Genomic DNA, 12,568 nt, shown 5'->3' with positions numbered 1-12,568 from the left:
GAGACGATGGACAAAAGAAACAAATTGTGGAGACGCCAACAAATGGCTCGTGTGTTTAAGGCTCGTATGATTCTGTATGCCGCTTATGGTCATTGCATCATTCGTGAGGATGGAAGCTATTATGAACATCCTCATTGGTTTGAGTTGGCAAAAGACAAATGGGCACAAGTTTACAAAACGACAGGAACTCCCTGTAGTTGTTGGATGTGCAGAGGATTTGAATATGACCGCAAGGAGTATAAGAAAGAAACTTTGCGTATTATTCGGGAATCAATGGAGTAGTTTAAAGGGACAAGATAGGAACTAAATCTGTGCCATTATGCGTACAGGTTCAGTTCCTTACTTTTTGTGTAGGGCAAGACTTTATCAAAGATTAAAAACCACTACCGATATTCAGAATAAATATCTTGTAATGTATCATAAAATCCCCAGCCACAATCCGATACGCTATCAATAAGCTTTTCAATCCGTTCGTAATAACAGGCTAACAATCCGTTGAGAAAGATAAAGCGCATAGCCTTGTCGAAATTTCCCTCCAGTGTTGTATAGAACTGTTCCCACATATCGCCAAATTCAAGTGTGTATTCGCATCCTTGTTCGATATAGAACAACATTAAATCGGCAACAGTGGTCGGCTCCGGTTTTAGCTTTTGAAAATCGGAAATGACTTTTCGACATTTGGCAAATGACGGCTTTTCGAAAAATCCACGAGTTGGGAAGAACTCGTTTCGGATAGCTTTCTTGCTCTTTTCTAATTCAGCGTTGCAATCTGGGGCAAGATAAAACTCCAGATAATCTTTTGCCTCTTTACGTGCATCGTATAGTTCAAGAACAATATTGGTTATCTGTTCTTTTGTAAGTGACAACAAGTGTTTTTTTAGCTTTGCTTTTGACATAGATTGATTTTCAATTGATTGTATATTTTACATTCCTGCTAATTTCCAAACAATCCTTTTTCTTCCATATATGCTTCCAATTGATATGTTATTAATCCAGCTGTTTTCTATAAACTGAATCCAATGTGTTTCCATCTTTGTCTTTCCATATCAACCAGCCATTATTACTGCTACCAATACAGAAATCTGCGGCAGTACTGGGACTTGAAAAAGTTTTATCTGACGTCAATACCAATATTCCGTTCTCAGTAGAAGTGTAATCTTGAAGCATTTTTTCTCGTTTTTCTTTCCAGTTGAAAGACGGAACCATTGTTTTGGCAACAGTACTTCCTTTTAGGACTGTAAAGCCATCGGAACTATAGAAGCCCTTTGCATTGCACCCTCTACCTTTGGTGTAGAATAGATGTTCTTCTTTGGGTTGTGATACATCGAATATATTGCAACCGATAAACGATGCCAGAAACTTCACATCTTCGAAAAATTCATCCATTGAGTCCTGTTGATGCTCTGGTAGATTCGGTGCTTTAGGGATTTGTTTATTGTCGCTTAAAACAAAAGCGTTTGCTTTCTTGGCTTCGGCTATCGCTTTATGTTCTAGGTATTGCACATCAACTTTAGTCATATCGGCGTCTTTCGATACGAATATGAGTGCTTTTTGCCAAAACGCTTTTTTGCTGTCGTGGTCTTTTACACGTTCTTTGAAATTTTCCGTTTCACCTATATATGCTTGCGGTTTTGTTGATTCATCTTCCCCCAGTAATATATAGAATGCTGGTTTTTGTAACTTCTCTTGTGTATTCAAATAGGAGAGATTAGAACGTGGTACGACAAACATCTGGCAAATTTTGTTGCTAATGAATGCGTATTGAGTTCCTTTAGGATCTCCGTCAATTAAATATGTTGTTACAGTCTTTCCCATAAATATGTCAAAATTCAATTACTTTGAGGTATAACTCATTTAAGAACTGACTTTTCTTAATGCAAATATACACTATTATCGAATATAATTCGCTATATTTGCATTATAAAATCGCATCAAAGAATGAAACTGAATAGAATAAAGGCTGTATTATCTGAAAAAGGTATCTCTCAAACATGGTTGGCAAAGAAACTCGACAAGAGTTTCAGTATGGTAAATGCTTATGCCTGTAATAGGATTCAACCAAATTTAGAGACCTTGCAACAGATAGCAGAGATATTGCAGGTCGATTTGAAGGATTTGATAACCGACAAAAAGGATAGGTGATATGAAACAGTTTTCGGAAGCTACACGGGTGCAGATGCCTGCAATGGTTCACCTCACCCGAATAGGATATACTTACTTCGGCAAGTTGAGTGAAGATAAGAATGGCACGGTCTATGACAGTGACACGAATATTCTTTTGCAGGTATTTGAACGGCAGTTTAAGAATCTGAATCCCGGACATGAGGGAGAGTTTCTTCAAGTTTTGAAAGATATTCGTAAGGAACTGAACGATGATGACCTCGGTCGAGGCTTTTACAACCGTCTCAAAGCTGTTTCGCCTGTAAAGCTGATAGACTTTGATAACATTGGGAATAATACGTTCCATTTCACAGCCGAATTTACCTGTAAGAACGGACAAGACGAATTTCGTCCTGACATTACTTTATTCGTAAACGGATTGCCACTTTGTTTTGTAGAAGTGAAGAAACCCAACAATCATGGTGGTATGTTGGCGGAGAGCGCACGAATGAATAAAGAGCGCTTCCCAAATAAAAAGTTTCGCCGCTTCATCAACATTACGCAGTTGATGATATTCAGCAATAATATGGAATATGATGCGTTGGGCGGTATCGTACCCATACAAGGGGCTTTCTATTGTACTGGGGCACGTTCATACGCACCATTCAATTGCTTCCGTGAAGAAAATTTAAGCGGTCAGAAAATAGCACCGTTCCATCGTGACTATCCGTATAAGGAGATTGACAAGACGGTGGAAAAACAGATATTGTCTGATTATAATTGCCAAGTCATTCATACAAGTCCTGAGTACCAGACAAATCTTGGTTTCAACACCCCTACAAACAGAATCCTAACATCCATGTGTTCGCCTGAACGTTTGTTGTATATCATTAGATATGGTATTGCCTATGTTCGTATGGAGCGTGAGGTGGATGGAAAAATAGAATCTACCGACCAAAAGCATATCATGCGTTACCAACAATTGTTTGCATCGTTAGCTATTCGCCAAAAACTGGCAGAGGGAGTGAAATCTGGCGTAGTCTGGCATACACAAGGTAGTGGTAAAACTGCCTTGTCATATTATCTGACCTATATTCTTAACGATTTCTATTCCAAACAGAATAAGGTCGCCAAATTCTATTTTATAGTAGACCGCCTTGACCTTTTGGAACAAGCCACACAAGAGTTTGAAGCTCGTGGATTGGTTGTATCTACCGCCAATACAAGAGCCGAACTGATGGAACAATTCCGCAGTAATCAGGCACAACAAGGTGTAAGCGGACAGGCAGAAATCACGGTTGTGAACATTCAACGCTTTGCCGAGGATAAAGAAAAAGTACGCATCAGTGATTATGCAACCAATCTTCAACGCATCTTCATTCTTGACGAGGCACACCGAGGGTATAAACCCGGCGGCTGCTTTCTTGCCAACCTCTTTGATGCCGATACCGATGCGGTTAAAATCGCACTTACAGGTACACCGCTGTTAAAGGAGGAACGTGCCAGTTGCAAGGTGTTCGGAAACTATTTGCATACCTATTATTACGATAAATCCATTGCGGATGGCTACACGCTGAAAATCATACGTGAGGATATAGAAACCTCCTATAAAGAGCGTTTGTCTGATGTGTACGACAAACTGGAAACCCTTGTGCAAAAGAAAGACATTCGTAAGTCGGAAATCATAGAGCATCCTAGTTATGTAAACGAGTTAGCCCGTTTCATTATGACGGACTTAAAGGAGTTCCGCAAGATACAAGGAGATGATACTTTAGGCGGTATGGTCATTTGTGAAACCAGCGAACAGGCAAGGCGGCTTTATGATGTATTTCAAGAAGAATGGCAGAAGTATCAGCCGAAGCCCATCAAGATAAAACTTTCCGATGGTTCGTATGTAGTGGGTGAACCAGAAGTGGATTACAAATCAAAATACAGACCGCTGAAAGCCGGAATCATTCTTCACGATACGGATGACAAGGAAACTCGCAAGCAGATAGTCAAGGACTTCAAGAAAAATATGACAGTGGATATTCTCATTGTCTTCAATATGCTTTTGACTGGTTTTGATGCGCCGCGTTTGAAACGCCTGTACTTCGGGCGCAAATTGAAAGACCACAATCTGCTTCAAGCCATAACACGTGTAAACCGTCCTTATCCCGGTATGCGTTACGGTTTTGTCATTGACTTTGCCGACATCAAGCGCAACTTCAAGGAAACCAACGAAGCATATTTACAAGAGTTAAACCGCTTTAATGACGTGGATGAGACTGGCGAATCCGCTGCCACCGATACCTTTACCCAAGTCATTGAGGACAAGGAAGAAATATTGAATCAGATGAAGAAAGTTCGGCAAACGCTTTTCAATTACACATACGATAATGCGGAAGAATTTTCTTCTGAAATCTCCACCGAAGAGGATAAAGCTGTATTGCTCGACCTCAAACAGGCATTGGAATCAGCCAAGAACATGGCGAACATCGTGCGTACATTCGGTGATGATGAAATGAAAGAGCAATTTGCCAAACTCGAAATCACCAAGTTGCCGCAACTACTCTCTGAAGTGCAAAGACGGATAAGTATCATCAATCAGAAAGAGGCTTTCAATACAAATGAAGAAACGAAAACTCTAATCAATGAGGCAATGATGGATATAGAGTTCACTTTCTCCAAAATAGGACAAGAGGAAATGCGCCTTATATCCGGTGGTGTGGAATTGAAAGAGAAATGGCAACGTACCATTTCTTCATTTACCCAAAACTTCGACCAAGACGATCCGGAGTTTATCTCGTTGCGTGAAGCCTTTATGGAACGCTTCAAAGAACACGGTTTTGTGATTGACACGATAGCCAAGTTCAACGAAGAAACACAGGCTTTGGATGAAATCATCGGTCGTCTGCAAGACTTACAAAAACGCAATAATGTCTTGTTGAAAAAGTACAAGGGCGATGAAAAATTTGCTCGTGTACACAAGCGTATTCGTGAAGTGAATAAGCAGAGGGAAGATAAGGGACAGAAGCCTATGTTCTCTTTCCTTGACGAAGAGATTGCTGCCATTCTCAATATTATAAAAGAGGATGTGGATGCCAAAGTGTATGATCGTAACGACATTCTGAAAAAGGATGCTTATTTCGGACGTACGGTAATGGCTCTTATCAATGGATGTCTGTTCCATTTTCCACAAATAAAGCCCGAAATGGAGGATTACAAATTTATTCAGACACGCATTTCACAACAGTATATCAGCCAATATAACGCCACTTACGGCATTTCATAAAGATTATGTCAGATATTAAAGAAAAAACATTAAGGCTCATCGACGGACTTAAAGCTACCTGCCAATCATACGGTATGGGAAACGATGGTAACGAATATAAGATTATCACTCAGGTATTTCTCTATAAATTCCTGAATGACAAATTCGGTTATGAATTAAAAAATGCGAAAAGTGAAATAGCAAAGAAACTGACTGGGGATGTAAAATGGGAAACAGCATACGAGAATCTTTCTGATAATGAACGTATGCTTATTCAGAGTGCCATCTCTCCAGATGTTCCGATGCTTGAACCTTATCATCTGATAGCCAATCTTTGGAATCAACAGGGAAAAGGGGATTTTGATACTATCTTCGATTCCACTATGACAGATATAGCGGAACAAAATGCGGATATATTTTCCACACAGACCACAGCCAACACGAAGATTCCATTGTTCGAGGCATTGACGCCGTTTGTGACCGATTCGGCACAACGTGCGCCATTCGCCCGTGCTCTGGTGGATAAACTCGTGAACTTCTCCTTTGAAGAAGCGTTTGCACAGAATTACGATTTCTTCTCCAGCATCTTTGAGTATTTAATTAAGGACTATAATACCGCTGGAGGTGGAAAATATGCGGAGTATTACACGCCTCATGCCATAGCAACGATTATGGCTCGTCTGTTAGTGGGGGATAATGCTGATTTGCATAGCATGGAATGTTATGACCCCTCGGCAGGAACAGGTACGCTTCTGATGGCACTTAGTCATCAAATAGGAGAAGAACGCTGTACCATCTTTTCGCAAGATATTTCCCAGCGAAGCAACAAAATGTTGAAACTTAATCTGCTGCTTAACGGACTTGTGTCTTCGCTTGATAATGCCATTCAAGGCGACACGCTTGTAAGCCCTTATCACAAGAGCGATGACCGACAGCAGTTGCGCCAGTTTGATTTCGTGGTGAGCAATCCTCCTTTCAAGATGGACTTCTCGGACACTCGCGAGAAGATAGCCGCCATGCCAGCCCGTTTTTGGGCTGGAGTCCCCAATGTACCCGCCAAAAAGAAAGAATCTATGGCTATATATACCTGTTTTATTCAGCACGTTATTAATTCACTGAAAAAGACAGGCAAAGGTGCAATTGTCATTCCGACAGGTTTTATCACGGCTAAAAGTGGTATTGAGAATAAAATTCTTCATAAAATTGTAGATGACAAAGTGGTGTTCGGCTGTGTTTCCATGCCAAGCAACGTGTTTGCCAATACAGGTACGAATGTCAGTGTGCTGTTCTTTGATAAGTCTGCAACCACTGACAAAGTAATCTTGATTGATGCCAGCAAATTGGGCGAGGAATATAAAGATGCTAACGGATTGAAAAAGGTGCGTCTGAATGATGACGAGATAGAAAAGATTGTCGGCACATTCCAGCGCAAGGAGGCAGTGGAGGATTTTTCCGTAGCTGTTTCTTACGATGAGATAAAGGAAAAAGGATATTCTCTTTCTGCCGGACAATATTTCGACATCAAGATAGATTATGTAGATATAACGGAAGAAGAGTTTAACAACCGTATGGCAAATTATAAACAAACACTCTCCGAGCAATTTAAAGAAAGCCATCGGTTGGAAGAGGAAATTATGAAGCAGTTGGATGCTTTGCAGTTCAACGAAAATGTAGGAAGCAATGAGTAACGAAATACAGTTTTTGTTATACAATCTTCCCGATAAAGAGGGAAGAGTACAGGTGGTTATAAAAGACGAAACCATTTGGTGTACGCAAAAGGCTATGGCAGAGCTTTTTGGTATTGACAAATCAGGTATTAGCCGCCACATAGCCAATATATTTAGAGAGGAAGAATTACAGCAAGACACGACAGTTGCAAAAATTGCAACCGTCGTAAATCGAGGCATAAGAGGCGAGGTTGAAGAGCTGGTTGATTTCTATAATCTTGATATGATTATTGCTGTTGGCTACCGTGTATCTTCTCCAAAGGCTACCAAGTTCCGTCAGTGGGCTACCAAGATTCTTAATGAGTATATCAAGAAAGGCTTTGTGCTTGACGATGAACGCTTAAAACAGGGAACGGAAGTATTCGGAAAAGACTATTTCCGTGAATTGTTGGAAAGGGTACGTTCCATCCGTGCCAGTGAACGGCGTATTTGGCAACAGATTACCGATATATATGCAGAGTGCAGTATTGACTATGACAAGAACTCGCCTACCACACACGATTTCTATGCCATGATACAGAATCGTTTTCATTATGCCATTACCGGGCAAACGGCAGCAGAAATCATCTACACTAAGGCTGACCATACCCATGAACACATGGGGCTGACTACATGGAAGAATGCTCCCGATGGGCGTATCTTGAAATCGGATGTGTCAATAGCCAAGAACTATTTGCAAGAGAATGAAATCCGGCGGTTGGAACGTGCTGTAACGGGATATTTCGATTATATCGAAGACCTCATAGAGCGTGAAAACACGTTCAATATGGAGCAATTTGCAGCCAGTATCAACGAGTTCTTGACCTTCCGCAAATATCAGATATTGCCGGATAAAGGACGAATATCTGCGGCACAAGCCAAGACAAAGGCAGAAAGCGAATACGATATTTTTAATAAAACTCAACGGATTGATTCTGACTTCGACAAAGAAGTTAGGGGAATGTTGGGTGAAAAGTAATAAGATGAAGTGATGGAATTGAAAAAATATAAATTGGGAGAAATACTTGATGTTACAAGAGGGGCAAGTCTCAGTGGCGAGTTTTACGCCACTGAGGGAAAATACATCCGTTTGACTTGCGGCAACTTTGACTATCAGAACAATTGTTTTAAAGAAAACAAGTCAAAAGATAATCTCTACTACATCGGTGATTTCAAACCTGAATTTTTAATGGAAGAGGGGGATATTATTACCCCTCTGACCGAACAGGCTATTGGTTTGCTTGGCTCTACCGCCATTATCCCCGAAAGCGGTAAATATATTCAAAGTCAAGATGTGGCAAAGATTATTTGTAAAGAAGAACTGTTAGACAAGGATTTCGCTTTCTATCTCATATCTTCTACTTTAGTCAAACAACAATTAAGTGCTGCTGCCCAACAAACAAAAATTCGTCATACTTCGCCTGATAAAATCAGGGATTGTACCGTGTGGATTCCTGAATTAACTGAGCAGAAACGTATTGGCAAGCTGCTTCGTAGTCTCGATCGTAAGATTGAACTTAATCGAGCGATAAATCAGAATTTAGAAGCGTTGGCAAAGCAACTCTATGATTACTGGTTTGTGCAGTTTGACTTTCCAGATGAAAACGGAAGACCATATAAATCAAGTGGTGGTAAGATGGTTTGGAATGATAAGTTGAAAAGGGAAATTCCGGAAGGATGGGATGATGGAATACTTATCGACATCGCAAATATAACAATGGGACAATCTCCTGATGGCTCTAGCTATAATGAAGTTGGAGAAGGTATGCTCTTTTATCAAGGAAGCACGGATTTTGGTATGAGATTTCCTTCGGTTAGACAATACACAACAGCACCTTCTCGATTTGCAAAGAAAGGTGATATACTAATGAGTGTTCGTGCTCCAGTTGGATCTATAAATATTGCAAATAATGACTGTTGTATAGGTCGTGGTTTATCTGCAATTAATTCAAAATTAGGCTCTATATCACACTTGTATTATATATTAAATGATTTGAGGATTGCTTTTGACCAGAGAAATGCGGCTGGTACAACATTTGGGTCTATTACTAAAGAAGACCTATATAGTCTGCCTATTATTATTCCTTCAGATGAAGTTATTAGAGCCTTTGATAAGATATGTTCCCCTATGTTTGATAGACAAATGATTTTAGGAGAAGAAATAGATATTCTTACTAAGCAACGCGATGAACTTCTCCCTCATTTGATGAACGGTCAAGTATCGGTAAATTCTGATTTATCTGACGATTGATAGCGATTTTCCTCTCTAAACCTTGGAGAATAGCTACAATATTGTTTTGGATGCTTTCACTAATATCTTCAATTGGTATAGCAGCAAAGGCTGCATCCAATTGGAGATTTTTTATACCGGATGTTTTGCCTTCGAAATTAAAAAACGCCCCAAGATTATAGATAAACTGAAGATAGTAGTAGACATAGAGGGGATTCCAACCTTTCTTTACTCGAAAGGCAGTACAAAAATTGGAGCATATAACAGCCCCGGCATGGTCAAGCAGCTCTTGTGATACCAAAGATACACGCCCTGTGGATTGAGTTGGGCTACCACCTGACTTTTCAATGATAATGTCTCCTACTTGAAGACATTTTTTTGCATATGCTTGTTGGTTAATATAGCGGACTGGAATTGCCGAGAAATCATATTCTGATATTGGAATAATATCAGCCCCACGTACACAAGTTACCGCACAAGGTGTTTCTTTAGAGTAAGTTTCCTCGCCCCAATCTCCAGCAATGAATACTTCTATAATGTCAATTAATTTCATTCGTTGTCTTCAGGTTTAAGTTTAGGGAGTTTTGAAGAAGACTTCTCAATTTTCTTTTCATTGGAAGCAACGCGTCGTTCTACCTTCTTGATGTCCTCAGCTGCTGGCAGTTCTTCCGGGCGTATGCCTCGCTGACCGAGCATTTGTCGGATGCTGCGGTTGTTGTCCATATGTTCGGTAGTTATACTATGCTCACCATAAAGGTCTTTTTGTTCGACATTGTAATTTGTCATTTCTGTGGCAAGGTTTTTTGCTGCAATTGTAAGAGTTGGAAGAAAATCTGCTAATGGGCGTGTCGATTTAATGCCAAGCCGGTTCTTCATATCTTCTGTTGTATGCCCACCGAATAACACACCATCACCTTTAGAACGAATGCGTCCAAAACCTTTATCATCCACTCCGCGCTCATAAATATTACGTGATAATTGTTTTTCGGAAGAACGCAAACGATCTCTCGTTTCAAGTCGCGACAATTGTTCTATATGCTCCGCAATAAGTTCTGCGCGTCGAGTTTGTACGGCAAAATAACCTTGTGCAAAAGCTATTTCTTCTTTCTTGGGGTCGCCATTCTGTGCGACAAGATAGCACGCATAACGAGTCAGCATGAAATCTTGTATTTCACGCTTAGCTCCGCTACCCAAAGTAACCATTTTCGTGACCTCACGAAAATGGTCGTCGATGTTGATATTCTGTGTTTTACATGATTCAACAGCGCGAGTCAATGCTACTTGAAAATTCTCCCATCTTGCATATCCCAATATAATCTGCAATTCTCTCGCAAACCATACTTCTACTTTATCCGCTCCATTATCGTCTTCGATATAATGGCAAATGTCATCAAACGATTGCTTATGTTTATTGATTCTCTGCAAGTCCATAGTGCTTTTATTAGCGTTCCATATTAGATTGCAAAAGTACAAATTTTAAAGTAGAAATCAGCACGGTTATTATCCCAAATACTTCTTATGAGCTAACTTTACATTGTTTTGGTTCACAATGGCATAATGCAGTGTAGTATCAATGCGTACATGACCAAGTAAACGTTGTACCTGTTCAATGGGCATACCTTTGTCGATAGCCATTGTTGCAAGGGTACGACGGAACTTGTGAGGATGAACTTTTGGCATAGAAAGGGCTTGCCCCATTTTTCTGATTCTAACTTCCACACCGCTGATAGTCAGTCGTGAGTGTGGTGAATTGAGGGAAACGAATAAGGCTGGATTGCTGTCTGTTCGCTCATTAAGATATTGTTGCAAATGTAGTTTGGTACGGGCGTTGAAGTAAACAACACGTTCTTTGTTACCTTTTCCGAACACCACGCACTGCCGTTCGTGGAAATCTATATCTTCACGGCTCAGTTTGACCAACTCACCCACACGGATGCCCGTGGATGAAAGAAAGTCTATAATAGCAAGGTCTCGTTTGGTCGTGCAACTATCTCGAAGTTGCTCCAACTGTTCGTCAGAAAGCACCTCTTTTACAAGTGAATCTGTCTTAACTTTGTGAATGCGTCTTACCGGGCTTTTAGCGATATAATCTTCATCTTCCAACCATGCAAAGAAGCTGGAAAAGATGCGTCGCATATTGTCAATGGTCACTTTGCTCGATTGGTGTTCTTCTTGATAATCGGATAGATAAGTACGAATATCTGTTGTCGTAATGTGACAAATTGCCAATGAAAGCGTGACTAACAACCGTTCAATGGTATTACGGTAGTAAGTTAATGTCTTATCTGAACATCCCTCTATCTTTTTGGCTGATATAAAAGAGTTAAGAAGATGTTCATTCTCCTGCGTTTGCTGAGTGGCACAATCGCTCTTTTCAATGATTTCTACATTATGCAGTTCTGATGTAAGCACAGCTTTAAGCCGTGCCATTTGTCGGCAATCTAAGTCACGCTGCATTTTCGCAACTATCGCCTGAATGATGTTCTCTTTCATAATTCTGATAATTTTGTTCTTATATATAATATAAGAGACTGCTAAATCAGAATTTACCGATACTTGACCGTTCATCAAAAGTGGGAGAAGTTCGTCTCGCTGCTTAGTAAGAGACTTTATTTCCTTATAATTTGTATCTATCTGTAAATACAACCTACAAGCTGTTTTTGCATACTTCTCTATCATAGAATCAGGAGGTACTACTAAATCTAGATTTTCTATATCAGATGTGTTTATTGAAGGGTAGGCACTTACGGCTGATTGTGCAATAGTAGATAAATTCTCTATTGTTGCAGCTTGAATAAGGAACTGATAAATGAAGTAACGATATGCACTCCAATTTGCAGTTATTACGGCAAATCCCGTGGAAACTACCATATTATAATCGGGATTCATAATAATGCCAAAATGCTTAAGATTTGGGCGCACTGTTGAGTAAACAATATCGCCTTCTTGCACTAATCGCCTTGCCCTACTCGGAATAATATCACTCGAAGGATTCAGAAATTGTAGTTCATCAATTGTATTATTGGTGATATTTGACGTATCCAAATAAAGGATTGGGTGATTGAAATAACCGTTACTCGTTCTTTTGTTGAAAGAGCAATGCTCGCCAAGTTTTAAGACATTCCATCCTTTTGGAATTTCTCTTTTCAGCTTCTCATTCCAAACCATTTTGCCACCACTTGACTTATAAGGTTTTCCGTTTTCATTCGGAAAGTCAAATTGCACAAACCAATAATCATAAAGCTGTTTTGCCATCGCCTCTAAATTCTGATTTATCGG

Annotated in this window: 11 protein-coding genes and 2 pseudogenes; 6 read left to right on the top strand and 7 right to left on the bottom strand. The window is 40.0% G+C overall.

What is annotated here, in order from left to right:
• Positions 1-6: 6 nt before the first annotated feature.
• Positions 7-282: a hypothetical protein gene (locus CZ225_RS17915; RefSeq protein ID WP_077154868.1), complete on the top strand. Its 276-nt coding sequence runs from the start codon at positions 7-9 to the stop codon at positions 280-282.
• Positions 283-383: 101 nt separating this feature from the next.
• On the opposite strand, the gene CZ225_RS17910 is transcribed toward CZ225_RS17915, so the two are convergent.
• Entirely contained in the window at positions 384-896 is a 513-nt protein-coding gene (locus CZ225_RS17910; RefSeq protein ID WP_077154867.1) for a DUF6155 family protein, read from the bottom strand.
• Between the two features lie 91 nt (positions 897-987).
• Positions 988-1,815: a GIY-YIG nuclease family protein gene (locus CZ225_RS17905; RefSeq protein ID WP_008779797.1), complete on the bottom strand. Its 828-nt coding sequence runs from the start codon at positions 1,813-1,815 to the stop codon at positions 988-990.
• Between the two features lie 123 nt (positions 1,816-1,938).
• Here CZ225_RS17905 and CZ225_RS17900 point away from each other — a divergent pair, with 123 nt between their 5' ends.
• Genes CZ225_RS17900 through CZ225_RS17880 form a run of 5 tightly spaced genes read left to right on the top strand, consistent with a single transcriptional unit; the run spans position 1,939 to position 9,310 of the window.
• Positions 1,939-2,142, top strand: coding sequence for a helix-turn-helix domain-containing protein (locus CZ225_RS17900; RefSeq protein ID WP_004316526.1), 204 nt, complete (start codon positions 1,939-1,941; stop codon positions 2,140-2,142).
• Position 2,143: 1 nt separating this feature from the next.
• Complete coding sequence (locus CZ225_RS17895) at positions 2,144-5,374, top strand: type I restriction endonuclease subunit R (RefSeq protein ID WP_077154866.1); 3,231 nt, start codon at positions 2,144-2,146, stop codon at positions 5,372-5,374.
• Positions 5,375-5,379: 5 nt separating this feature from the next.
• Positions 5,380-7,041 (top strand): HsdM family class I SAM-dependent methyltransferase, encoded by a 1,662-nt coding sequence (locus tag CZ225_RS17890; protein ID WP_077154865.1) that lies wholly within the window; start codon positions 5,380-5,382, stop codon positions 7,039-7,041.
• Positions 7,034-8,038: a virulence RhuM family protein gene (locus tag CZ225_RS17885; protein ID WP_077154864.1), complete on the top strand. Its 1,005-nt coding sequence runs from the start codon at positions 7,034-7,036 to the stop codon at positions 8,036-8,038. The genes CZ225_RS17890 and CZ225_RS17885 overlap by 8 nt, the downstream gene beginning before the upstream one ends.
• Before the next feature lie 12 nt (positions 8,039-8,050).
• Positions 8,051-9,310, top strand: coding sequence for a restriction endonuclease subunit S (locus CZ225_RS17880; protein ID WP_077154863.1), 1,260 nt, complete (start codon positions 8,051-8,053; stop codon positions 9,308-9,310).
• On the opposite strand, the gene CZ225_RS17875 is transcribed toward CZ225_RS17880, so the two are convergent.
• The 5 genes and pseudogenes from CZ225_RS17875 to CZ225_RS24905 all read right to left on the bottom strand — a co-directional run.
• Positions 9,234-9,842, bottom strand: a complete 609-nt coding sequence (locus CZ225_RS17875; protein WP_077154862.1) for a restriction endonuclease subunit S — start codon at positions 9,840-9,842, stop codon at positions 9,234-9,236. The two genes, CZ225_RS17880 and CZ225_RS17875, sit on opposite strands and share 77 nt — an antisense overlap.
• A complete protein-coding gene (dinD, locus tag CZ225_RS17870; RefSeq protein ID WP_015532556.1) occupies positions 9,839-10,720 on the bottom strand; it encodes a DNA damage-inducible protein D in 882 nt (293 codons plus the stop codon). Before dinD ends, CZ225_RS17875 begins: the two co-directional genes overlap by 4 nt.
• 69 nt (positions 10,721-10,789) lie before the next feature.
• On the bottom strand, positions 10,790-11,782 hold the full coding sequence (xerA, locus tag CZ225_RS24480; protein ID WP_049703213.1) for a site-specific tyrosine recombinase/integron integrase: 993 nt from the start codon (positions 11,780-11,782) through the stop codon (positions 10,790-10,792).
• 186 nt (positions 11,783-11,968) lie between these two features.
• Positions 11,969-12,427: pseudogene (locus CZ225_RS24475) on the bottom strand (restriction endonuclease subunit S); the annotation flags it as partial.
• Positions 12,412-12,565: pseudogene (locus tag CZ225_RS24905) on the bottom strand (restriction endonuclease subunit S); the annotation flags it as partial. The pseudogenes CZ225_RS24905 and CZ225_RS24475, both read right to left, overlap by 16 nt.
• Positions 12,566-12,568 lie beyond the last annotated feature (3 nt).

The sequence above is a fragment of the Bacteroides bouchesdurhonensis genome, assembly GCF_900155865.1.
Lineage (GTDB): Bacteria > Bacteroidota > Bacteroidia > Bacteroidales > Bacteroidaceae > Bacteroides > Bacteroides bouchesdurhonensis.
This window is presented reverse-complemented; position numbering and strand designations above follow the sequence as displayed.

What these genes read in the sequence shown, in the direction of transcription:
- CZ225_RS17875 (WP_077154862.1), bottom strand. Translation starts at nt 9,842, where the DNA reads ATGAAATTAATTGACATTATAGAAGTATTCATTGCTGGAGATTGGGGC.
- CZ225_RS17905 (WP_008779797.1), bottom strand. Translation starts at nt 1,815, where the DNA reads ATGGGAAAGACTGTAACAACATATTTAATTGACGGAGATCCTAAAGGA.
- CZ225_RS17880 (WP_077154863.1), top strand. Translation starts at nt 8,051, where the DNA reads ATGGAATTGAAAAAATATAAATTGGGAGAAATACTTGATGTTACAAGA.
- CZ225_RS17900 (WP_004316526.1), top strand. Translation starts at nt 1,939, where the DNA reads ATGAAACTGAATAGAATAAAGGCTGTATTATCTGAAAAAGGTATCTCT.
- CZ225_RS17890 (WP_077154865.1), top strand. Translation starts at nt 5,380, where the DNA reads ATGTCAGATATTAAAGAAAAAACATTAAGGCTCATCGACGGACTTAAA.
- CZ225_RS17910 (WP_077154867.1), bottom strand. Translation starts at nt 896, where the DNA reads ATGTCAAAAGCAAAGCTAAAAAAACACTTGTTGTCACTTACAAAAGAA.
- dinD (WP_015532556.1), bottom strand. Translation starts at nt 10,720, where the DNA reads ATGGACTTGCAGAGAATCAATAAACATAAGCAATCGTTTGATGACATT.
- CZ225_RS17895 (WP_077154866.1), top strand. Translation starts at nt 2,144, where the DNA reads ATGAAACAGTTTTCGGAAGCTACACGGGTGCAGATGCCTGCAATGGTT.
- xerA (WP_049703213.1), bottom strand. Translation starts at nt 11,782, where the DNA reads ATGAAAGAGAACATCATTCAGGCGATAGTTGCGAAAATGCAGCGTGAC.
- CZ225_RS17885 (WP_077154864.1), top strand. Translation starts at nt 7,034, where the DNA reads ATGAGTAACGAAATACAGTTTTTGTTATACAATCTTCCCGATAAAGAG.
- CZ225_RS17915 (WP_077154868.1), top strand. Translation starts at nt 7, where the DNA reads ATGGACAAAAGAAACAAATTGTGGAGACGCCAACAAATGGCTCGTGTG.